Origin of the sequence: Acrocarpospora phusangensis (assembly GCF_016862995.1) — a bacterium.
In the GTDB taxonomy this organism is placed as follows: Bacteria; Actinomycetota; Actinomycetes; order Streptosporangiales; family Streptosporangiaceae; genus Acrocarpospora; species Acrocarpospora phusangensis.
Genome location: NZ_BOOA01000045.1, coordinates 54,566 through 76,669, shown reverse-complemented (window position 1 = coordinate 76,669; position 22,104 = coordinate 54,566). Strand labels below are relative to the sequence as shown.

The window sequence follows — 22,104 nt, the reverse complement described above, 5'->3', positions numbered from 1 at the left end:
ACGTCGGCCAGCTCGGGGTCCTGGGCGCTGTCGGCCCGGCGTACCCGTCCGACGAGCAGGAGGACCACCGCGACGACGAGCGCCGAGAGGGGCATCGCCCAGGTCCACCAGGCCGGTCCGGTCGCCGGGGCCGACAGGGCGGCGTCGGTGGGGAGCACCAGTTCCGGTGAGGCCAGCCCGACGCGGTAGACGGCCGGGGCGGCGGGCGTCGAGAAGGCCATGTCGGTCGTGGACAGGACCAGCCGCAGCGTGCGCCCGGTGTCGAACAGCCGGTCCACGGCCGGGAGCGCGATCGTGGCCGTGGTTCCCGCCGGGGTGGCGGTGACCCGCAGCGGCGCGGTCAGATTCCCGGGCAGCACGGCCAGCTGGCCGGTGGTGGCGTCGTAGAGCTTGGCGAAGAGGGTCACCTCGCCCTCGCCGTACACGCGGATGGTGGCGGTGGGGGAGCCGGTGAGGTGGAGCGGGGCGGTGAGGGGGGCCGACTCGAAGGCGGCGGCCTGGCCGGGGAGGTCGAGGGCCGCGCCGAGGCCGGTGGAGGAGTTGCCGAGCAGGCCGCCGAAGCCGGGGATGGAGGAGATCGACGCCGGTGAGCCGCCGGGCGGGTTGGCCACCACCTGCTCGGGACCGGCCAGGGCGATCCTGGTCTGCGTGCTACCGGCGAGGCCCGAGTAGCGGGGACCTTCGGCGTGCACGATGGTGTTGCGCCGGGTGCCGGGGTCGCGGCCACCGTCCCTGGAGACCGTGAACGCCGCCCCGGTCGACGCCGCAGCCTGTACGCCCTGGGCGGCGGCCGGGTTTCCGGGCGTCGCGGCGTCCTTGAGCCAGCGGTCGAACCAGGCGCTGGTGCGGTCGAAGACGAAGTCGGCCTCGCTGTCGCCGCCGTCGTGGCCGCCGCTGATCCAGGCCACCTCGACCGGTGCGCCGGTCGCGGCGATGGCGCGGGCGTTGGCGTCGGCGTGCGAGAGCGGGAAGAGGGAGTCGCGCTGGCCCTGGATGATCAGCGAGGGGACCCGGATCTTCCCGGGCACCGAGACGGGACTCGACCGCCGCAGCAGTTCGATCGCCTGCGGCGTCGCCCGCCCGCTCTCCGCGATCTCCTGGTAGATGTCACAGATCGCCGGCAGGAACCGCCCACACTGCACCTGCTGCGGCGTCAACGCCATCCCCGGCCGGCCGGAACCAGCCGCCGGAACCCCTGACGCATCTGGAGCGACACCGGATCCGCCCTGGCCGCCGGATGTGGCTGGACCACCGACTCCGCCCGCGCCGCCGGGTCCGCCGGTCAGGCCCGCCAGGGCACCGGCCGCGCCGCCGGAGTTGAGGCCCGCCAGGCGGTTGCCGCCCGCGCTGAAGAAGATCCCCGCCCACATCTTCTTGAAGACGCCGCTCGCGGGGCCCTGGCCGGTGGCGTTGGGGAAGAGGGCGTCGGCGAGGTCGTACCAGGTGATCTGGGGGGCGATGGCGTCGATTCTGGTGTCGTAGGCGGCGGTCATGAGGGCGATCGCGCCGCCGTAGGAGCCGCCGGCCATGCCGACGCGGGGGTCGCCGGAGGCGTCGAGGCGTACCTCGGGGCGGGTGGCGAGCCAGTCGATGAGTTGCTGGACGTCCTTGACCTCGTAGTCGGGGGAGTTGAGGGCGATCTCGCCGGTGGAGCGGCCGAAGCCGCGGGCCGACCAGGTCAGGACGGCGTAGCCGTGCTGGGCCAGGCGCTGGGCCTGGTCGCGGACGCTCGCCTTGCTGCCGCCGAAGCCGTGCCCGAGCAGCACGGCCGGGGCACGGCCGCCGGTCGCCGGGGTGAAGAAGGTCGCGTCGATGGCGACCCGCTGGTCACCGGCGGGCCCGTCCACCACGTTGATCGTCACGTCCTGGCCGGGCGGCAGGGGCTCGGACGGCCAGACCGCCCACGTGATCGCCGCCACCGCAAGGACCGCAATCGCGATCACGGCGGTCACGGCCCGCCGCCCACCAGGGAACGTCATAGCGAGAGCTTACTGAGAACGGCTGAGAGCCAGCTGAGATCATCCGGCGGGCGGAGTGGTCAGTGGGACGGAGAAGGATGGAATGTGACGGGAGTGGTGAGCCGGGGTTCGGCCAGGGAGTGCGCGGCGGTGAGGACATAGTCACCCGCGACGCGCCGCCAGCCGTCCTCGGCCCAGATCTCGATGCTTCTCGGCGGGATCCCGATCGTCACCTCGGCGGCCTCGCCGGGTTCCGCCTCGGCCACGGCGAACCCGGCCAGCCATCGCGCCGGGCGTGACTCGTCCGGTTCGACCGGAGCGAGGTAGACCTGGACCACCTCCCGGCCCGGCCGGGCGCCCGTGTTGCGCACACGTACGGTGACCGTGCTGTCGGCGTACTCCATGGACTCGTATGCCCAGGTGGTGTAGCCGAGGCCGTACCCGAACGGATAGGCGGGTTCGGTGGCCGTGCGGTCCCAGGCGCGGTAGCCGATGAAGACGCCCTCGTCGTAGCGGATCTCGCCGTCGCGCGGGGTGACGTCGATGACCGGGCAGTCCGCCATCGCGGCGGGCCAGGTCGTCGGCAGCCGCCCGCCGGGTTCGGCCGCGCCGGTCAGCACGTCGGCCAGCGCGTGGCCGCCCTCCTGGCCGGGAAACCAGGTGAGCAGCGTCGCCGCGACGTCGTTCCGCCACGGCATCTCGACCGGAGAGCCCGCGTTGACGATCACGATGGTCCTCGGGTTGGCCGCAACGATCCGGCTGACGAGTTCGTCCTGCCGTTCCGGGAGGCGCAGCGAGCCGCGGTCGAAGCCCTCGCTCTCGACCTCCTTGGAGGTGCCCACCACGACGACGGCCACGTCGGCCTCCCGGGCGGCGGCCTCGGCCTGCGCCAGCAGCGTCTCGGCGTCCGGCCTCGGCTCCCGGTGGGCCAGCCCGAAGCCGACGTAGGCCAGCGGCATCTCGCCGATCTGGCCCTTGTAGACGGTGTGCGTGAGCAGGACGTTCACGGCCTGGCCGGCGGTCAGCTCCACCGGGTGGACCGTCTGCGTGGGCACGAAGATCGCGTCGGGCCTGCGGTCGGCGGGTGGTCTGACGACACCCTCGTGCAGGACCGCGCCGTCGATCTCCAGCCGGAAGAGCCCGAGGCCGTCGATGGCGAACTCGTGCACGCCGTCCACGTCGGGGGTGAAGGTGCCGCCGATCTCGACGGTGTGCAGCTCCTCGTACGGCACCGGCGTCTGCCCGATCCACGTCAGCATGCCGTCGACCTGCGGGAACGTCCCCAGGACCCGGCCGTCGGCGGCCCTGGCGGTGGAGGTGATCGAGAAACCCTCGCGGGCGGGGTTGAGGTTCGGGCTGGGGTCCGCGCCGCGGGCGTAGGTGACGTCGAGACCGGCGGCGCGCAGGCCCTCCAGCGGCGAGACCACGTGCTCGGGGTAGACCTGGGCGCTGCCGCCGCCCATCACCCGGGCGTCCTTGGCCAGGCCGCCGATGAGCGCGATCCTGGTTCCGGCCGCCAGGGGGAGCGCGCCGTCGTTGCGGAGCAGCGTGAACGACCGCGCGGCGACCTCCCGGGCCAGCGCCGGCCCGTCGACGTCGCGGTATTCGGGGCGTCCGTGCGCGTTCGTCCGCAGGGCGCCGGTCCTGGCGGCGAGGACGAGGACGCGGCGGACATGGTCGTCCAGAACCGTCTCGCTGACCTCGCCCGCCCGTACGGCGTCCGCGAGCGCCGGGCCGTACACGGTCGTGGGGCCGGGCATGGCCACGTCGAGGCCGCCGTTCGCGTCGCGTACGGTGTCGCGGGCCGCCGTCCAGTCCGAGACCGTGAAGCCTTCGAAGCCCCACTCGTCCCGTAACACCCGGTTCTGCAGCTCGTCGTGTTCGGTCATCGTCGGGCCGTTGACCGAGTTGTAGGCGGCCATCACCCCGTACGGACCGGCCTGGAGGACGATCTCGAAGGGCGCCAGATACAGCTCGCGCAGGGCGCGCTCCCCGACCAGGACGTTCGCCGTGAACCGCTCGGTCTCGAAGTCGTTGGCCACGAAGTGTTTGACCGTGACCCCGACGCCACCACCCTGCACGCCGCGCACGTAGCCCGTCGCGATCTCGCCGGTGAGCAGCGGGTCCTCCGAGTAGCACTCGAAATGCCTGCCGCCCAGCGGCGACCGGTGCAGGTTCACCGTCGGCGCGAGCAGCACGTGCACCCCCTTGCGCCGGGCCTCCTGCGCGAGGACCTCGCCGACCCGCCCGGCCAGTTCCCTGTCCCACGTCGCCGCCAGCGCGGTCGGGCTGGGCAGCGCCAGCGAGGGATCCGCGGCCGTCCACTCCATGCCCCGGACCCCGATCGGCCCGTCCGACATCACCAGCGAGTCCAGCCCGATCTCCGGGACGGCGGGCAGGCTCCACATGTCCTGCCCCGCCAGCAGCGCGGCCTTCGTGTCGAGATCGAGCTTCCGCAACGCCTGCTCAACTTCGTCCATCACGACTCCTTGGGTGTTCGCGGGATGATCGCGCTACCCGATCGCCTCACGATCGCACCGACTTTTCAGGCGCGCCAGGCGCGAAGCGAACAATCCCTCCTTCGTCGCCGTCAGCATCCGATACGGCCACGAATCAGGAGGCATGATTGCGCGGCGGACGAAAACAGCGGCATCATTTCGCGCGTGAACTCTGGAATGTCGCTCAAGCAAGCCCCTGCCCGGATCATCGGGTGGGCGCTTCCCTACTGGACGCGGGGGGCAGCCGGCCGGGAGACCCCGGAGGAGCTGTTCCGCGTCCTCTACTTCGGCTGGCTGGTGGCATTCGTCTTCAAAGTCCTGGGCGCGTCCTGGGACGTCTCCTGGCACTTCCGCTGGCTGCGGGACGACCTGGCACCGCCGCACCTGCTCAACACCGTGGGCACGGTCCTCGCCGTGGCCCTCACCATCGTGCACTGGTACACCGGCTACGGCGTGGACCGCACCGCCTCCCGGCTGATCCAGTGGGGCACCGGCACCTTCCTCATCGCGATCCCGCTGGACCTGATCAACCACCGGATCAACGGCCTGGACATCACCGCCTGGAGCCCCTCCCACGCGCTGCTGTTCATCGGCACCGCGCTCATGATCGCCGGGGTCATCCGGGGCTGGTTCGTCACCGCGCCCGCCGGACGGCTGCGCACCGTCGTGCTCACCTGCCTGTTCGGCTTCTTCCTGGAAAACGCGATCTTCCCCAGCCAGCACCAGGAGTACGGCGTGCTCGGCCTGGCCGCCTGGATCCGCGGCGAACCCGACGCCGAGCCGCAACTGCTCAACTTCGCCGCCGAGTCGCTGGGCCGCCCGGTGGACCTGGTCGCCATCCAGAACTTCTCGCTGCCCGTGCCCGACGCCGTCTACTCGGTCTACGCGGGCGTGGTCGGCATGATCATCCTGGTGATGGCGCGCATCATGGTCGGCCGTACCGGCACCGCGACGATGATCGCGATCGGGTATCTCGCGTACCGCATGCTGATCTGGCCGCTGCTGGTCGCCGGGGGTTTCCCGGGGTCCGCGATCCCGTTCTTCCTGCTGCTGGCGGCGCTCGCCGTCGATCTGGCGTTCCTGGTGCCGCTGCCGGCGTACGTCCGGCCTCTGGTGGGGACCGCGCTGGTCACCGCGGGGGTCTACGGCGGCCTGTACCTTCAGGATCTCCTGCTGGAAGCCCCGCCGTACGCGCCGTCGTCCTGGCCGCTGGCCGCCGGGCTGCTGGTCGCGGTCTGGCTCCTCGCCGAGGTCTTCACCCGCCGCTACCGTCTCCGCGCGGAGGACGCCGTAGCCGCAGTCCACTGATCCCCTCTGGTACGGCTCGTGCCTCAACTCCGGCCGCCGGAGTTGAGGCCATCTCTTTCTGGAGCACCACGGTCATGATCGATCAATCCTGCGTCTTCTGCGACATCGTGGCCGAACGGGCTCCCGCGACCGTCATCCGGGCCTGGCCCGAGACGATCGCCATCACACCCATCTCCCCGGTGACGCCCGGCCATGTGCTGGTGCTCCCGCGCACCCACGTCTCCGACGTCGCCGACGACCCCGACGTGTCAGGCCTGACCATGACCAGAGCCGCCGAACTGGCCGCGGAGCATCCGGCCGCCAACATCATCACCTCGCGCGGCGCCGCCGCCACCCAGTCGATCTTCCATCTGCACCTGCACGTCGTGCCCAGGGCGCATGGCGACGCGCTTCCCCTGCCCTGGACGCTCCAGCGATGACCATGGTTCGGGGGTTGCAGGAGCGGGCGGCGCGGGCGCTTCCGGCCGAGTACGTCGAGGACGCCGGCGGGTGGTGGCTGCGCCACGCGCCCAGCTGCTCCTGGTGGATCGGCACGGTGCTGCCGCACGGCGAGTCCGCGCCCGGCGAACTGGAGGAGAGGGTCGCCACGGCGGAGAAGTTCTACGCCGGACGCGACACGATCGCGCGATTCCAGATCACCCCGGGAGCGTGTCCCGGCGGGCTCGACGCCTTTCTGGCGGATCGCGGTTATCAGCGCCAGAGCCTGATCTCGTTGCAGACGGCGGCGGCCGAACGTGTCCTGGAGCAGACGCCGACCGGCTCGCTACAGGTACGGCTGCACGACCGGCCGACCCGCGCGTGGTTCGACGTGTGGCACGCCGTGAACGGCGGGCACCCGCGCTCCGAGTGGGACATGCTCGCGCGGGTGGACCGGCCGGGCGTGTACGCCTGCGCGATGGCCGGGGACGACGTGCTCGCGGTGGGCCGGGTGGCCGCCGACGACGGCTGGGCGGGCGTGTTCGGGATGGCCACCCTGCCCGAGGCGCGCGGGAAGGGCGCGGCCCGCGACGTGCTCACCGCCCTGGCCGGCTGGGCGGACGGCCAGGGGATGGCGCGCATGTATCTCCAGGTGGAGCACGAGAACGTGCCCGCCCGCCGGCTGTACGCGCGGATGGGCTTCACCCAGATCTCCGCCTACCACTACCGCACCGCCGAGTGAGTCAGGCGACGGGAGCGCGGGTGAGGGCCACGGCCACCCCGTACGCCAAGCCCATGACGGTGAGTTCGACGGCGGCCCAGCCGGCGTAGGCCGTGGGCCGGGCGCGGGTGATCGCCGGGAGGAGACGCCAGCGGATGTTGGCGGCGAGCAGGGCGATGGCCACGACGAAGGCCGTCTTCGCGAGCACGAGCTGGCCGTACCCGGTGGTGACCAGGGAGGCGGGGAACTGCGCCGTGGGGGTGAGCAGGAGTTCCACGATGCCGTTGAAGAGGCCGGACAGACCCACCAGCAGGAGGCAGACGGTGGCCAGCCGGGAGAAGCGGGGCAGCGTGGCGGCCAGCAGGGGACGGTTGGCAGCGAGGAAGATCGTCACCGCCAGCAGGCCGCCCGTCCAGACCGAGGCGCCGATGACGTGCAGCTCCATGGAGACCATGCTGAGGTCGTGCCAGTACCAGTTGGAGGCGTGGCCGGTCACCGGAAGGGGCAGCAGGCCGAACGTCGCGACCAGGATCCGCAGCTCGGCGGGGACCTTCTCGCCGAATCGCACGGCCAGCGTGCCGACGGTGGCGCTGACCAGCGCGGCCGACGCGCTCACCACCAGCCCCTGACCCGACCCGATCGCCTCCACGTACGCCCCGACGTCGGGGATCTGCCCCGGCATCACCTCGGCGGCGCTGAGCACGGTCGCGACGAGGGCCGCCGCGCACCAGACCACGGCGGAGACCACGGCCCAGTACCGCGCCCGCGCGGCCACCGGCTCGGTACGCTCCGCGTCGTCGAACCCCAGCAGCTTCGGCAGCAGGCTCAGCCCGACGGTCGCCAGGGCGGCCACGTCCAGGATCAACCGGGTGACGGGCAGCCCGTAGTCGACCAAGACGCCCGGAACCGGAATACCGAGCGCCTCCTCCGGAGCGGTCACCCAGGTCGCGATGACGACGGCGAACACGCCCGCGATCGCCAGCGCCGCCAAGGGAAGCGGTCGCCGAGGCCCGTCGTCCACGCCGGCCGGGGCGGACTGGTCCGCGCCCGACGGCGGTCGCGACGTCGGCTCGGGGGAGGCGGCCGTGCCTGTCGTGGTCGGTTCGCCGCCGGAACTGGTGCCGGTGTCTGTGCCGGTGTTGAGGGTGTGGTCGGGGGTGGTGGTCATGCGGCACCTCGGGCCTGGCGGTCGTGGCGGGCCAGGGCGCGGACGGTGAGGGCGAGCAGGGCCGCCGTGCCGGCGAGGAGGAACCAGACCCAGGTGCCGCCGCCGGAGGGGAGGGTCGCGCCCGAGGAGGCGGGAGCCGCCGCCGACTGGGTGGGGGCTGGGGTCGTGGCGGCTCCGGTGGGGGTGAAGGTGAAGGGGATCTGGCCGGTCACCGGGTGGCCGTCGTTGGAGAGGATCTGGTAGCCGATGGTGTAGGAGCCGGGGGCGGTCAGCGGCTTCACGGGGGCGACCACGTCGTTCTTCTCGACGGTGATCGGGCCGGAGACGTAGTGGACCCCGTTGGCGTCGGTCAGCGCGAGTTTGGCGAACTCGACGCGTACCGGCTGGTCGAAGGTGAGGCGCACCTCGGTCGGGGCCGTGGTCAGGTTGGAGCCTTTGGACGGGTTGCTGCCGAGCAGGATGTTGTGGGCCTGGGCGGCGGAGAGCGGGACCGCCAGGGTCGCGGTGCTCGCTAGCAGCAGGACCGTGAGTAGACGCCTCACCTGTCGATGACCTTCCGTTGGGCATGGGTGGTACGGAGCCCATCGTGCCACCAACAGCCTTAGGTCCGTGATCCGCCGGATTCCCCGGGAGAAAAGCCCGGGCCGCGTGAGCGTCACCTTTCTCACGCGACCCGGGGGTTCAGGGGCTAGAGCCTCCGCCAGAGGGCGGGCACGTTGGGAGGCTCCCAGCCGGTGAGCGCCGTGTGCGCCTGGCGGCACTCGTAGGTGGCCCCCGCATAGGTCACCTTCGCCCCGATCGCGTACGCCGTCCCGGCAGCCCAGGCCGGGAACTGCCCCGTGGGACTAGCCGACGGAGACGGGGAGGGCGACGGGGACGGAGACGGCGAAGGCGAGGGAGAAGGCGAGGGAGAAGGCGAGGGCGACGGGGACGGTGATGGAGAAGGGGACGGGGAGGGTGAAGGGGAGGGGTTGCCTGTGCACGGGCCGAGGTCGCGCCAGACCTCGTTGGTGCCGGGCTGGTTGTTCTGGGTCCACCAGCGCGCCTCCCACGTCTTCCCGCCGAACGACACCCGCATCCCACCCGTGTACACCTGCGTGGCCGACCAGGCGGGCGCCGTACAGGTCCCACCGGACGGAGACGGAGACGGCGAGGCGGACGGCGAGGGGCCGGCGACGCCGCCTCGGGCGTAGTCCTGGAGGATCCCGTACGTGTTGCCGCCGAAGCCGACCGTCCAGTTGGACGGCGTCGACGTCGGCAGGTAGTACACGAACGCCACGTCCACCGAAGCCCCGGGCGCCAGCGACTGCCACCCGGGCAGCTTCAGCGACACCCGGTTGTACACGCCCTTGAGCCCGCCGATGTTGGTGGCCGCCGTGTGGTCCCTCCGGATCACCTGTGACCCGAACCCGGACTGGTCGGCCGCGTTCCCCGGCGCGGAGGTCGAATAGTCGAACTGGAACGCCGTACCCCCCGGCAGCGTGAACGCCGAGTTGTTGGTGATCCGGATCTTCGGGTTGATCGGGTAGTTGTTGTCCCCGAGCGCGAAGTCCCGGAACTCCACGCCGATGTCCAGCTTCTGCGCGGGAATCGCGGTGGTCGCCCGCACGGCCCCGTACGGCGCCGCGTTCCTGAACTTGTCGTACATGAGCGTGGTCAGCGTGGACCCGGCCTCGTACTGCCCCTTCGCCTGGTTGAAGGCGTAGTCGCCCGCGAGCTCCCAGATCATCGTCCCGCCGAGACCCTTCGCCACGACATAGTCGGCCTTGGCCGCCACCGACTGGTCGTCCTCAGTGGACAGGAAGACCCGCTTCGCGGAGTTCCACAGCCAGGGCGCGACCAGCCCGGCGTCGTAGAACCGCGTGTAGGTCCCCTGGAGGGTCGCCCCGCCGAGCCCGTACGACGCGAGGTAGTCGCCCAGGATCCCCTGCTGGAGATTCTTCGCGTGCCACATCGGGTTCGACCCGGCGGGCATCTCCAGCCCGTTCTCCACGTCGTGCCAGAGGTTGTCGATCCCGGCCGCGCCGTCGCCGCACCGGGTCAGCCCGGTCGGGCAGGTGGTCCCCACCGCGCGCCCCCACAGGCCGTTCACGCCGCCGGTGACGTTCCGGAACCCCCGCGTGTAGTACGGCAGCCCGATGTTGATCCGCCCGGCCGGCATCGACCCGCGGAAGTAGTGGGCGGCCCAGTCGGTGTTGAGGTACCCGATGCCGCCGTACTGCTGGGCGGTGTAGACGCCGGCCGCCGCGAGTTCGGCGTCCCTGCCGTCGTCGTAGAGCGCCGCGTTCGGCCCGACGAACTCGTTCCAGGCGCCGTGCAGGTCGTACGACATGATGTTCAGGTAGTCGAGGTACTGGGTGACCTGGAACGTCTCCTGGCCGCGCAGCAGGTATCCGCTGGAGGGCGCGGCCACGGTCAGCAGGTAGTACCTGCCGTCGGCCACGCTGGCGGCGTCGAGCTTGGCGCGCAGCGTCCGCATCAGGGCGACGTAGCCCTTCATCAGGTGCGCGCGTTTCCCGTTCGCGATGCTCCAGTCGAGCGGGTTTCCGGCGTCCCGCATCGAGGTCGGGTATTCGTAGTCGACGTCCACGCCGTTGAAGCCGTACTGGCGGATGAACGCGACGGCCGAGTCGGCGAAGGTGTTGATGCCGGTCTGGTTGACCGAGCCGTCGCCGTTGACCGTCATCGAATAGAAGCCGCCGGACGCCTGCCGGTTTCCGCTGGCGTCGAAGTAGCCGCCGCTTTCCGCCCAGCCGCCGACGGAGATGAGCGTCTTGGTGGCGGGGAACTGCTTCTTGAACTTGCCGAGCAGGTTGAAGTGGCCCTTGTAGGCGAAGGCCGGGTCCATTTCGGCTCCGGCGACGCCCGGCCATTCCTTCCCGATGGCCGCGTTGGCGGGGACGTCGCTCCCGACCGAGAGGCGGTTGTCCGCGCCGACGTGCCCGAACGCGTAGTTGATGTGGGTGACCTTGCCCCACGGGATGTCGTTGACCAGGTAGCGGGTCTGCCCGTTGGCGCCGTCCCGCCAGCCGGTGAAGTAACCGATGATCCGCCGCGGGTGGTCCGCGCCGTTCTTCTCCCGCCCGTTCTCGTCGTACGCCAGGCAGTACGGCACGTCCAGCCCCGGCGTGCGGTAGAGCCCGTCGGGACGGCACGTCTCGTGGTCGGTGGCCGCGCTGGCGCCGTGAACGGTGCCGTACGCGGTGAGGAGTGCGGCCACGAGAGCGAGCGAGGCTCCCGCGGCGGCTGCGCGCAGGCGCACGTGCCACCTCCGGTTGGCGACGGTCGCAGACCCCGGAATCCGGCGACTCGCGACAGAACGGTTGGTTCCACCCCGCCCCCAGGGGATTGATCGCGAACCTAAGTCGTCTGATCAGGCCAGTCAATGGCTTCTTTTAAGAAAGTTTCCTGATAGTTGGGTGCTTAAGTCAGGTTTAAGCCGGGGTTGAGCGTCTGATCAGGATCGCGGACCGTCGTCGCGTGGCGTGCGCGTACCGTCTGACGTGCGGTTGGGCGCTATTCGGTGCCGGCCGAGCCGGTCTGGGTGATCACGTCGGGGTGCCGCGGCTGGGCCGGGTCGGCCTGCTCGCCGGCGAGCCCGGTCAGCGCGCCCAGCGCGGTCAGGGAGGTCACGGCCCACAACGTCAGGGAAGCTCTGGTCATATGCCGACGGCTACCCGCTACGGCGACGGATAGACCTGCAGATTTCCGCACATGCCCTGTTTGGGGGCGGGGGAGAGGCGGGTGACCGCGCCCTCCCTCAGGTGGCTCAGGTCGCCCTCCCTGAGGCGGGACAGCTGATCGCCGGTGGCGAGCGCGGCCTTGAGCGGGCCCTCGCGCCAGCGCTCCTCGAAGGCGTCCAGCCGGGCGCCCACGATCCTGGCGGCGTGCCCGAGGAAGTCCTCGAAGGAATCCTCCGCGCGCATCGCCAGGAATCCTTCGACGGCCAGGTCGCGGCGTTTCCTCACGTCGCCCGCGGCGGCCTGGCCGTACCGGACGGGGTCGGCGAGCACGCCGGGCGGGAAGGTGAAGACGGCGTCGCCGGCCTCGGGGAGCCCGCTGTTCTGCATCAGGACGACGATCCGGAGATCACCGTCGTTGATCAGGCGGTGCACGGTGCCCGGCGTGAACCAGACGACCGCCCCCGGCTCCAGCGGCGTCTCCTCGAACCCGGACGACGTCAGCGTCTGCACGCTCCCGGCGCCCCCGACCACCACGTACGCCTCCGCGCACAGCGTGTGCAGGTGCGGAGAGCCGCCGCAGCGCCCGTCCGCGGTCGGCCAGTCGTAGACGGCCAGGCCGGAGACGCCTACGCCGAACACGGATGCTCCTTCACGTACGCCTCCAGCCGGGCCCGGTCCCACGCGCCGGTGGCCACCACCACGCGGTAGCGCAGGGACAGCGTCTCACCCGGCGGCAGCACCAGTTCGCGGTCGAACGCGATCGACGGGTTGACGGCCGCGAACGGCGTCGTGCGCACGAACCACTCGGTCGGCCGCGCGCTCATGAACAGCAGGGTCGAACTGCGGTCCACCTCGTCGTGCCGCCCGACGTAGGCCAGCCAATCGGACCGCCGTCCCATCATCTCCGGGCCGTCGCCGTGCGAGGCGATCACCTCGCCGTGCTCGAACGAGCGGGGTCCCCGCCAGAACAGCCCGCAGTAGCCTGCCATCGGCCGCCCGTTGGTGGTCGGACTGCCGAAGACCAGGTCGGCGCCGCGCACATTGGTGATCGCCGTGCTGAAGTCCAGCGCCCACGAGTCGGCCTGGACGTCCCGGACGGCGAACGCGCGCTCCTCGTCCGCCCAGTGCTCGCCCGCCTGGGTGTGCCAGGTCAGCCGCTCGACTCCGGGGGCCAGGAATTCCTCATGCCGCATGGTCCCGTTATTGGGCAGATCCACGTATCCGCCCTCCGAACGAACATAACTTCCGCCGCCCCAGAAATTCTCCCCGGATAAATGGGAGACAGTCAGTTGTAATCCTTTGTGCCAGCGATGGTCGTGCGGCCGGTAAGCGCTGACGACATCTCCCGCCAATGTCTTTATCGGGTGAAAAAATGGCTTCGGAGATTCGAAAACCGGCATATTCGGCTTGTAGGTGTAGCGCAGGATCTCCACCCCGCGCTCGGCGAAGCTCAGCTCCACGTTTTGCCGTCCATCCGGTGGTAGAAGGGGTGATCCACGGTGAGTTCGCCGCGGAACACGGGCGTGCCGGTGAACGCGGCCGCGTACAGGCCGGTGATCAGTTCGAGCGCCTGGCGTCCCTCGGGGCCGCTCATCGGGGGTGCCTCGCCGCGCTCGAACGCGTCCAGCAGTTCCGCCAGCTGCGCCTCGTGGGAGCTGGGGACGTCCTGCGCGGGACGCCACAGCGGCGACGCGGAGGTCCAGTCGGCGTTGCGGTAGCCGTACAGGTGGCGGAGCTCCACGGTGGCACCGGTGAAGTCGAAACGCAGGTAACTTTCCTCGCGGGGGGAGAGCACGCTGTTGAGGACCGAGGCCATCGCGCCGGACTCGAACCGGACCATGGCCATGGAGACGTCCTCGGTCTCCACCCGCCGGTCCAGGGTGCCGGTCATCGCCCGCACCTCGGCCCAGTCGCCGAGCAGCGCGAGCATCAGGTCCATCTGGTGGATGCCGTGCCCCATCGTGGGGCCGCCGCCCTCGGTCTCCCATCTGCCCCGCCAGGGCACCTCGAAGTAGGCGTGGTCCCGGTACCAGGCGGTCACGCAGAGCGCCACCAGGGCCCGCCCCAGTTCGGGCGCGATCTCCCGCAGATGCCGCGCCCCCGAGCCGAACCGGTGCTGCGAGACGACGGAGGCGAACCCGTCCAGCTCCGCCGCGGAGATCAGGTCGTATTCGGCCAGCGACCGGCAGACGGGCTTCTCGATCCACACCCAGGCCCCCGCCCGCAGGCACTCCACGGCCTGCACGGCGTGCAGATGCGGGGGAGTGCAGATGTGCACGAGATTGGGCCGCTCGCTGTCCAGCATGTCCGCCAGCGACGTGTACGCGCCCCGGATGCCGTGCTCCACGCAGAACGCCTTGACGCGCTCCTCGTCCACGTCCACGGCCGCCACGACCTCGGCCCGGTGCGCCTGCGCGCGCAACGCGGGCAGATGGCAGGCGCTCGCGATCCCGCCCGCGCCGACGATCGCTACCCGGATCATCCCGATCACCCCGATGTTTAGGAGAAGTCGCCGGCGGCTCGTCTCGTACGCGGGAGCTGCTGAGTAAGACCGGAAGGGCGCCCACGCTCCCAGGGGCGCCCTCCCGGGGTCAGAGGGTCATCTCACGACGATCGTCGTGAGCGAACGCGGCTGCAGGGTCACCGGGCGGTGGCCGTGCCTGCCGGGCAGTGCGGTCGGAGTCAGCGAGTTTCCACCATCGGTCAGGTAGAGGGTGGCCTTGCCGGACTTCGTCTTGAGCGTGGTGTTCACGGCGGTCGTGGCGGTGTTGAGGATCTCGACCACCTCGGAGCCGTCCTTGTTGCGGAACGCCGACACCCGCAGCGCCGGGTCGGTGGCCGAGACCCCGATCCGCACCGCCTCGGGCCGGATGAACCTGCTGTACGCGGCCAGCGCCCACAGCCGCTTGGACACCGCGTACGTCTGGTTCGGCACGTCCACCTGCAGCAGCGCCCTGGTCGCGCCCCGCGAGGCCCCGAACCAGTACACGTACGCCGCGGCGTTGCCCACCGCCATCGCGTCATGGATGGCCGAGGCGATGGTGAACCCGTCGAAGCCGGAGCCGTCGTCCCAGCTCTCGTTCCAGCGGTCGCCGTTCGGGTTCCACTCCGACATCCACACCGGCCGGTTCGTCGGCAGCGGGCCGTCCACCGGGCTGGCGTAGGTGTGCCCGGCGTGCACGTCCACGTAGCGCCGCGCCAGCGGGTCGGCCTCGATCGACGCCGTGTACGCCCTGGACTCGTTCCACCCGAAGGAGTCACAGCAGACCAGGTTGAGCCCGGCCTGCCGGGCGTACGGGCCCATCACCCGGACCATCTCGGTGGCCTGCTCCGGGGTGAAGCGCATGGAGGCGTAGGTCGCCGTCCAGTCGGGCTCGTTGGTGAACCCGATGTCGGTGATCTTGATGCCCTCCTGCTTGTAGAACTTGGCGTACTGCACCAGGTACTTGGCGTACGCCGCGCGCCAGTCGCCGCTGGCGCAGGTGACCCCGGTGAGGCCGCACAGGCTGCCGCCGTTGCTGTCGGAGCCGTTGTCCTTCATGTAGCCTGGCGCGCTCCACGCGTCGGCGTAGAACCGTTTCACGCCGTACTTCTTGGCCTCCTTGGCCAGCGCGACCTGCCCGCCGTCCTTGCCGTCCCACACATAGTTCGGCGTGGCGTTGGGGCCGCCGGGGTCGACCGGCTGAATCGACTCCATGAGGTCGTACGGGCTGCCCGTCGGCGAGCTGCCGATGCCCAGCCGCAGGATGCTGATCCCGGCGCCCTTCTCCCTGCTCAGCCAGAGGTCGAGGATCTCCCGCTGCTGCTGCGGCGAGAGCTGCTCGATGAGCTCCATCCGGCGGAACGCCTGGGAGATCCCGAATCCGTCGATCTTCTGATGAACCGTTCGGTGTTCCACCTCGATCCGCGATCCATGGGAAGCGCTTTCCGCAACGGCGGGCGTGATGCCCGCCAAGGGTAAGCCCAGGATCGGAACGAGTAGTGCCTTGTGACGTCGCGACATGCGGAGACCCGCTTTCCGAAAGTTTCACAAGATTACCGAGACTTTTCGTGTCACGTAACGTAGATGTTGCCGGTCAAGCGCGTCAACCCGTGGCGCGGGGGATGGTCGCCGGACGGTCGGGTCAGAGCGCCCAGCCGTACAGCCAAGCGACGAAGACGATGCCGACGGCGGCCGGCACGATGCTGATCGCCGGGGCGCGGAGCCGGAAGGCGGCCACGATCGACAGCGCGGCCGAGGCGACGGCGAGCCCGCTGTACCAGACGACGGCCGTGGGGACGCCGATGGCGAGCGCGGCCACGCCGCCGGCCATGCCGCTCAGGCTGAGCGCGGCCAGGCCGCCGAAGGCGAGGCCGGACAGACCGGCCAGCGCGGTGTAGCCGCCGCCCCGCCGCACGGTCAGCGTGCCTCCCAGCAACTGGAGGACGGCGGTAAGCAGGAAGAGCCCCAGCGGCGCGAGCACCCAGGGCGCGCCCAGCGCCGTGTAGCCGAGCGTGGTCAGGTGCAGCTCGCCCGGACGCACGTTCCGGTGCGGCGGCGCGGCCGCGTCGCACGGCGCCGCGGCCTGGGGGTCGGCCAGGAACGCCGTGACCGTCTGCCGGGCGCACAGGCTGCCCAGGAAGACGCCGTGGCCGATCCCGGCGAACTCCGCGAAGCGGGCGTTCGGCAGGGCCTGTACGGCCGTTCTGGCGGCCTCCGGCGGGGTGGTCGGGTCGTACTGCCCGCCGAGCACCAGCACCGGCGCGGCCGTGGTCGCCTGCTCCGGGGTCGAGCTGGACAGCCGCCACTGCCCGCAGACCGCCGCGTCCGCGGCCACCGTGATCAGGCGCCGGTCCTCGAAGGTGTTGGAGGGGGCCTCGTCCTGGCACTGCACCGCGTAGTACTGGCCCCACTCGTGGCTGGTGAGGGCGTCGGCGGCCTGGTCGGCCAGGGGTTCGAGCAGGGTGTAGTCGCCGCCGGCGACGCCGTCCACGAGCGCGGGCACGATCGGCACCACGTCGCTCACCTGGAGCGCCTCGCCGATCATGGTGGCCACGTCGTCGCCCCGGAGATGGACCTCGACCTTGGCCCGGGTGACCGGGTCGCGGACGTCCAGCACCGCGGGGACGCGGTTCAGCCTGGCGATCATCGCGTCGAAGCGGTCGGCCACGCCGAGCTTGGCGATCGAGGCGCGCAGCGACGGCACGGCCTGGTCGTACCAGGGGGTGGACTCGGGCAGGAAGGAGTCGAGGACGACGCTGCGGGTGCCCTCCGGGTCCATCGTGGCGGCCAGCAGCATGGCGCGGGTGGAGTAGCTGACCCCGAACAGGTTCCACTGCGCGTAGCCGAGCGAGCGCCGCAGGTCCACCACGTCGGCCGCGATCTCCCGGGTGCGGTAGCCCCTCAGGTCGGCGGTGAGCCGGGCGCGGCACGTCGCGGCGGCCACGGTCACCTCCTCCGCGCGCGAACCTTTCAGACCGGCGACGATTCCGCTGGCAATTTCCGGACACTCCAGCCGGGGCTCGGAGTACCTGCCGCCGCGCTGTTCGATCACCACGACGTCCCGGCCCGGGGCCAGGTCCACCAGGGTGCTCAGCAGCGGCGCGGAGGCCGAGCCGGGGCCGCCGCTGGTGAAGACCACCGGGTCGGGCAGTTCGCCGTCACCCCGGTGCACCGCGTACGCGACCTTCACGGTGGCGCTGCCGAAGACGTCCCTGCGTTCGGGAGCCAGCAGGAACCCGCAGGTCGTGCCGTCGGGCACCGGAACGGGACAGGGCCGTTCCTCGATGGCGGAGTCGGCGGCGGCCGGGCCGGAAAGGCCAAGCGAACCGACGACCGCCAGGGTCACGGTCAAGAGCGTCATCCACTGGCGCACCGGTTCAGCCTCACTGCCCAGATCCGTACTGATCGGAGATCTCGCGTTGACTTACGAAATATCCGTCGATCACGGCAGAACCCTAGCGTTCCCGGCCGAGTAACAGCTCCACAACGACCGTTGATCCCGTGGTAAAGCCGATGTAACCTCAGCGCCATCGATAGAAACTATCGGATTAATGTCGAAAGTTTCAAAGACCGATCCCGTGGCGGCGACGCGGCCCCCGACCCCCTCGTCCCCGCGGTTAGACGGAAGGGAACCACCAATATGTCGTTAACTCGACGCGGAGTGGTCACACTGGCAGCGACGGCGCTGCTCCTGGCGGGCTGCGGCTCTTCGGGCGAGGAAACTCCCGCGCCCGGTGGGAGCGCTGCGGCACAGGAGAAGGTCACCGTCGAATGGTGGCACATTCAGAACATCGAGCCTATGCAGCCGGTGTGGGAGGCCATGGCCAAGGAGTACATGGCCGCGAATCCCAACGTCACCATCAACATCACCGCCCTGGAGAACGAGGCGTTCAAGGCCAAGATGACGACCGTCGCCCAGTCGGGCGAATCCCCTGACATCTACCAGACCTGGGGTGGCGGCGTCCTCCAGCAGCAGGCGGACGCGGGCATCGCGAAGGACATCACCGCCGACATCGCGTCCTGGGCCGACACCATCACCCCGGCCGCGGCCGCCGCGTACAAGCTGAACGGCAAGACCTACGGCGTTCCGTACGACATCGGCATGGTCGGCTTCTGGTACAACAAGGCGCTGTTCGCGAAGGCGGGGATCACGGCGCCCCCGGCCACCTGGACCGAGTTCATCGACGACGTCAAGAAGCTCCAGGCGGCCGGCATCACGCCGCTGTCGCTCGCCGGCAAGGCCAAGTGGCCGGGCCACTACTACTGGGCCTACCTGGCGATGCGCATCGCCGGCCTGGACGCGCTCAAGCAGGCGGCGGCCGCCAAGTCGTTCGACAACCCCGACTTCATCGCGGCCGGCCAGAAGCTCAAGGAACTCGCCGACCTCAAGCCGTTCCAGAACGGGTTCCTCGGCGCCAACTACGACACCCCCGACGGCCAGGCCGCGACCATGGGCAACGGCAAGGCCGCCATGGAGCTGATGGGCCAGTGGGCGCCCACCGTCCAGAAGGACACCGCGAAGGACCTCGGCGAGGACCTCGCCTTCTTCCCCTTCCCGATGGTCGAGGGCGGCAAGGGCTCGGCCACCGACGCGTTCGGCGGCGGCGGCGGCTTCGCGGTCGGCGCTGACGCGCCCCCGGCGGCGACGGACTTCCTGAAGTTCATCCTCTCCGCCGAGAACCACCGCAAGGAGATCGCCACCGGCGCGCTCCTCCCGGTCATCAAGGGCACCGAGGACGCCGTCACCAGCCGTACCGGCAAGATGGTGGCCGACACCCTCGCCCAGGCGACCGACTTCCAGCTCTACCTCGACCAGGCCTACCCGCCGGCGGTCGGCCAGCAGGTCAACGACAGCGTGGCCGAGCTCATCGCGGGGACCAAGTCTCCCGAAGAGGTCGTGAAGGCCATCACCGAGACGGCACAGTCGGAGTAACGGCGTAGTGGCTACGACGAAAGGGCCGGAGGGCGCGACCTCGCCTCCGGCCCCTCCCCGAGCGCGATCGCGTGGAGCGGTCGCCTCGTCCCCACCTAAGCGACCGGCGGCGGGCGGCACGCCCGCCGCCCGTCGGCGTCGCGCGTGGGTGACGATCGTCCTGTTCATCCTCCCGGCCCTCGTGCTGTTCATGCTGCTGGTGCTGGCGCCGATCGCGCTGGCCGCGTACTCCAGCTTCTTCAAGTGGAACGGCTTCGGCCTGTTCCCGACGAACTTCATCGGGCTCGACAACTTCACCAGGCTCCTGGAGGACGAGGTCTTCCTCGGCGACCTCTGGCGCGGCCTGCTTCTGATCATCTTCTCGCTGGTCATCCAGCTGCCGCTGGCGCTGGCCATCGCGCTGCTGCTCAACCAGAAGATGCGCGGGCGCGCGTTCTACCGGCTGCTCTTCTTCATGCCGTACGTGCTGTCCGAGGTCATCACGGCCGTGCTGTTCACGATGATCCTCTCGCCGGAGCGCGGCCTGGCCAACGAGCTGCTCGCCTTCGTCGGGCTGGAGTCGCTGGAGTCCACCTTCCTGTCCGAGCCGTCCACCGTCATGTACTCGCTGATGATCGTGATGACCTGGAAGTACTTCGGGTTCCACATGATCCTGTACTTGGCCGGCCGGCAGTCCATCCCCAACGAGCTGACCGAGGCGGCGCAGATCGACGGCGCCACCCCGTGGCGGGTCTTCTGGCACGTCACCCTGCCGCTGCTCGGCCCCACCATCCGCATCACCATCTTCCTCTCGGTGATCGGCACCATCCAGCTGTTCGACCTGGTCTACGTGCTCACCGGCGGCGGCCCCGTGCACGCCTCCGAGACCATGGGCGTGACCATGTACGAGTTCGGCTTCAAGCGGTTCCAGGTCGGCTACGCCAGCGCCATCAGCGTCGTGATGTTCCTGCTCAGCCTCGTGTTCGCGATCGGGTACCAGCGATTCGTCATGCGCCGCGACACCGAGGGCGCCATCACCAACATGCGAGCCAAACGATGAGCACACACGCGCGGGACAAGCCCGCCATCCAGGTGGTCAGGCCGATCGCGCTGCACACCGTCGTGATCGTGATCGGCATCTTCGTCCTGCTCCCGATCCTGTACGGCGTGCTCGGCGGCTTCAAGAACAACCAGCAGCTGTCGACCAACCCGATCGGCCTGCCGAGCCCCTGGGTGCCGTCCAACTACACCGACGTGCTGCTCTCCGGCGACTTCTGGATCCAGGTCTGGAACAGCTCGTTCATCGCCCTGGCCACGACCTTCATCACGGTCGGAGTCTCGGCGCTGGCGGCGTTCGTGTTCGCCAGGTTCGCCTTCCGCGGCCGGGAGTTCCTGTTCACCGTCTTCGCGGCGGGGCTGATGTTCCCGTTCGCGGTGGCGATCCTGCCGCTGTTCCTCCTGCTGCGCTTCTTCGGGCTGCTGAACAACCCGCTGGGCGTGATCCTGCCGCAGGCCGCCTTCGGCCTGTCGCTGACGATCATCATCCTGCGGCAGTTCTTCCGGTCCATCCCGGGGGAGATCGAGGAGGCGGCCACCCTGGACGGCTGCACGCCGTTCGGGTTCTTCTGGCGCATCCTGCTGCCGATGGCGCGGCCGGCGCTGGCCACCGTGTCGGTGCTGGCGATCGTGGGGAGCTGGAACAACTTCTTCCTGCCCCTGGTCGTGTTCAACGATCCCGGCCTGTGGACGCTGCCGGTCGGGGTTCAGCAGTTCCAGGGGCAGTACAGCTCGGACACGGCCCGCATCCTGGCCTACGTTGTTCTGGCCATGGTGCCGGCGCTCGCGTTCTACTCGGTGGCCGAGCGCCACCTCGTCGGCGGACTCACCACTGGCTCGACGAAGGGGTGAGCGATGGCTGAGCGGTGCTTTCGCGGACCACCAGGTCCGTCGCGAGTTCCACCCGGCGGGCCTCGGCGGAGTCGCCACGGCCCATCGCCAGCACCATCCGGGTAGCCAGGTCGGCCATCTCCTGCAGGGGCTGGCGGACGGTCGTCAGCGGGGGCCAGGCCGAGCGGGCCAGCGGCAGGTCGTCGAAGCCGACGACGCTCAGGTCCGCCGGCACCCGCAGCCCGCGCTGCCTGGCCGCCTCGAAGACGCCGAACGCCTGCATGTCGCTCCCGGCGAAGATGGCGGTGGGCGGGTCGGCCAGGGACAGCAGGGCGTGGCCCTGGTCGTGGCCGGAGTCCACCAGGAAGTCGCCGTGCCGGATCAGCTCCGGCTCGACCGGCACGCCGGCCGTCTCCAGGGCCGCCCGGTAGCCGTCTATCCGGGCCCGGCTGCACAGCATGTCGCCGGGGCCGCCGATCATCCCGATTCGCCGGTGGCCGAGTTCGAGCAGGTGGCGGGTGGCCGACAGGCCGCCGTGCCAGTTGGTGGCCCCCACCGAGGCGACGCCGTTGGCGGGCTCGCCCTCGGGGTCGACCACCACGAACGGCATCGACCGGGCGCTCAGCTGGCCCTGCAGGCCGGTGGAGAGTCTCGACGCGACGATGACGACGCCGTCGGTCCTGCGGGCGGCGATGCGTTCCAGCCAGTCCCGGCCGGGACCCGCGTGGGTGTGCAGCACCGAGATCACCACGCTGGCCTCGGCCTCGCGAGCGGCGGTCTCGGCGCCGCGGACGATCTCCATCGCCCACGGGCTCTCTATCTCGGCGAACACCAGGTCGATCAGGCCGACCGGGCCGTCGCCGGGGCTGACCCTGCGCTGATATCCGTGCTTGTGAAGGAGACGTTCCACCCGCTGGCGGGTCTCCGGGGCGACTTCTGGGCGGCCGTTGATGACCTTGGAGACGGTGGGCACGGACACCCCGGCCTCTTCGGCGATTACGGCGATTGTCACCCGCCTTTTCGATGGCATGGAACGGATCATAGCCGAAAACTTTCGGCACCGCTTCCCC

At 70.4% G+C, this 22,104-nt stretch carries 18 protein-coding genes; 6 read left to right on the top strand and 12 right to left on the bottom strand.

The features are described from left to right. Positions 1-1,979 (bottom strand): alpha/beta fold hydrolase (locus tag Aph01nite_RS25400; protein WP_204043490.1); only part of this gene is annotated, 1,979 nt, incomplete at its 3' end. A gap of 59 nt (positions 1,980-2,038) precedes the next feature. Further along, entirely contained in the window at positions 2,039-4,438 is a 2,400-nt protein-coding gene (locus tag Aph01nite_RS25395; RefSeq protein ID WP_204043489.1) for a glycoside hydrolase family 3 protein, read from the bottom strand. A gap of 183 nt (positions 4,439-4,621) precedes the next feature. On the opposite strand from Aph01nite_RS25395, the gene Aph01nite_RS25390 reads away from it, so the two are divergent. The 3 genes from Aph01nite_RS25390 to Aph01nite_RS25380 all read left to right on the top strand — a co-directional run bounded on the left by Aph01nite_RS25390 (position 4,622) and on the right by Aph01nite_RS25380 (position 6,923). Then, positions 4,622-5,764, top strand: a complete 1,143-nt coding sequence (locus Aph01nite_RS25390; RefSeq protein ID WP_239161964.1) for a hypothetical protein — start codon at positions 4,622-4,624, stop codon at positions 5,762-5,764. 74 nt (positions 5,765-5,838) lie between these two features. Further along, the gene (locus Aph01nite_RS25385) at positions 5,839-6,183 is read left to right on the top strand and encodes an HIT family protein (RefSeq protein ID WP_204043488.1); all 345 of its coding nucleotides are present in this window, start codon (positions 5,839-5,841) and stop codon (positions 6,181-6,183) included. Then, positions 6,180-6,923: a GNAT family N-acetyltransferase gene (locus tag Aph01nite_RS25380; RefSeq protein ID WP_204043487.1), complete on the top strand. Its 744-nt coding sequence runs from the start codon at positions 6,180-6,182 to the stop codon at positions 6,921-6,923. Before Aph01nite_RS25385 ends, Aph01nite_RS25380 begins: the two co-directional genes overlap by 4 nt. Position 6,924: 1 nt before the next feature. Here the strand turns inward: Aph01nite_RS25380 and Aph01nite_RS25375 are convergent, their stop codons facing one another. The 9 genes from Aph01nite_RS25375 to Aph01nite_RS25335 all read right to left on the bottom strand — a co-directional run bounded on the left by Aph01nite_RS25375 (position 6,925) and on the right by Aph01nite_RS25335 (position 17,596). After that, on the bottom strand, positions 6,925-8,070 hold the full coding sequence (locus Aph01nite_RS25375) for a CopD family protein (RefSeq protein ID WP_204043486.1): 1,146 nt from the start codon (positions 8,068-8,070) through the stop codon (positions 6,925-6,927). Continuing rightward, the gene (locus Aph01nite_RS25370; RefSeq protein ID WP_204043485.1) at positions 8,067-8,612 is read right to left on the bottom strand and encodes a copper resistance CopC family protein; all 546 of its coding nucleotides are present in this window, start codon (positions 8,610-8,612) and stop codon (positions 8,067-8,069) included. The genes Aph01nite_RS25375 and Aph01nite_RS25370 overlap by 4 nt, the downstream gene beginning before the upstream one ends. A 146-nt stretch (positions 8,613-8,758) precedes the next feature. After that, positions 8,759-11,332 (bottom strand): chitinase C-terminal domain-containing protein, encoded by a 2,574-nt coding sequence (locus Aph01nite_RS25365; RefSeq protein ID WP_204043484.1) that lies wholly within the window; start codon positions 11,330-11,332, stop codon positions 8,759-8,761. A 254-nt stretch (positions 11,333-11,586) separates the two neighbouring features. Further along, the gene (locus Aph01nite_RS25360) at positions 11,587-11,733 is read right to left on the bottom strand and encodes a hypothetical protein (protein WP_204043483.1); all 147 of its coding nucleotides are present in this window, start codon (positions 11,731-11,733) and stop codon (positions 11,587-11,589) included. A 17-nt stretch (positions 11,734-11,750) separates the two neighbouring features. Beyond that, positions 11,751-12,392, bottom strand: a complete 642-nt coding sequence (locus tag Aph01nite_RS25355) for a cupin domain-containing protein (protein ID WP_204043482.1) — start codon at positions 12,390-12,392, stop codon at positions 11,751-11,753. Then, positions 12,380-13,213 carry a DUF6807 domain-containing protein gene (locus Aph01nite_RS25350; protein WP_204043481.1) on the bottom strand — a complete coding sequence of 278 codons (834 nt, stop codon included), beginning with the start codon at positions 13,211-13,213 and terminating at the stop codon, positions 12,380-12,382. Before Aph01nite_RS25350 ends, Aph01nite_RS25355 begins: the two co-directional genes overlap by 13 nt. After that, positions 13,204-14,235, bottom strand: coding sequence for a Gfo/Idh/MocA family protein (locus Aph01nite_RS25345; protein WP_204043480.1), 1,032 nt, complete (start codon positions 14,233-14,235; stop codon positions 13,204-13,206). The genes Aph01nite_RS25350 and Aph01nite_RS25345 overlap by 10 nt, the downstream gene beginning before the upstream one ends. A gap of 117 nt (positions 14,236-14,352) precedes the next feature. Continuing rightward, positions 14,353-15,651, bottom strand: coding sequence for a glycoside hydrolase family 30 protein (locus tag Aph01nite_RS25340; RefSeq protein WP_239161963.1), 1,299 nt, complete (start codon positions 15,649-15,651; stop codon positions 14,353-14,355). Positions 15,652-15,877: 226 nt separating this feature from the next. Continuing rightward, positions 15,878-17,596 carry an alpha/beta hydrolase gene (locus tag Aph01nite_RS25335; protein ID WP_204043478.1) on the bottom strand — a complete coding sequence of 573 codons (1,719 nt, stop codon included), beginning with the start codon at positions 17,594-17,596 and terminating at the stop codon, positions 15,878-15,880. Between the two features lie 438 nt (positions 17,597-18,034). On the opposite strand from Aph01nite_RS25335, the gene Aph01nite_RS25330 reads away from it, so the two are divergent. From Aph01nite_RS25330 to Aph01nite_RS25320, 3 genes are all read left to right on the top strand, one after another. Continuing rightward, the gene (locus Aph01nite_RS25330; RefSeq protein ID WP_239161962.1) at positions 18,035-19,168 is read left to right on the top strand and encodes an extracellular solute-binding protein; all 1,134 of its coding nucleotides are present in this window, start codon (positions 18,035-18,037) and stop codon (positions 19,166-19,168) included. A gap of 148 nt (positions 19,169-19,316) precedes the next feature. Then, entirely contained in the window at positions 19,317-20,207 is an 891-nt protein-coding gene (locus Aph01nite_RS25325) for a carbohydrate ABC transporter permease (protein ID WP_239161961.1), read from the top strand. Next, positions 20,204-21,055 (top strand): carbohydrate ABC transporter permease, encoded by an 852-nt coding sequence (locus Aph01nite_RS25320; protein WP_204043476.1) that lies wholly within the window; start codon positions 20,204-20,206, stop codon positions 21,053-21,055. The genes Aph01nite_RS25325 and Aph01nite_RS25320 overlap by 4 nt, the downstream gene beginning before the upstream one ends. On the opposite strand, the gene Aph01nite_RS25315 is transcribed toward Aph01nite_RS25320, so the two are convergent. Continuing rightward, positions 21,030-22,064: a LacI family DNA-binding transcriptional regulator gene (locus tag Aph01nite_RS25315; protein ID WP_204043475.1), complete on the bottom strand. Its 1,035-nt coding sequence runs from the start codon at positions 22,062-22,064 to the stop codon at positions 21,030-21,032. The two genes, Aph01nite_RS25320 and Aph01nite_RS25315, sit on opposite strands and share 26 nt — an antisense overlap. Positions 22,065-22,104: the final 40 nt, after the last annotated feature.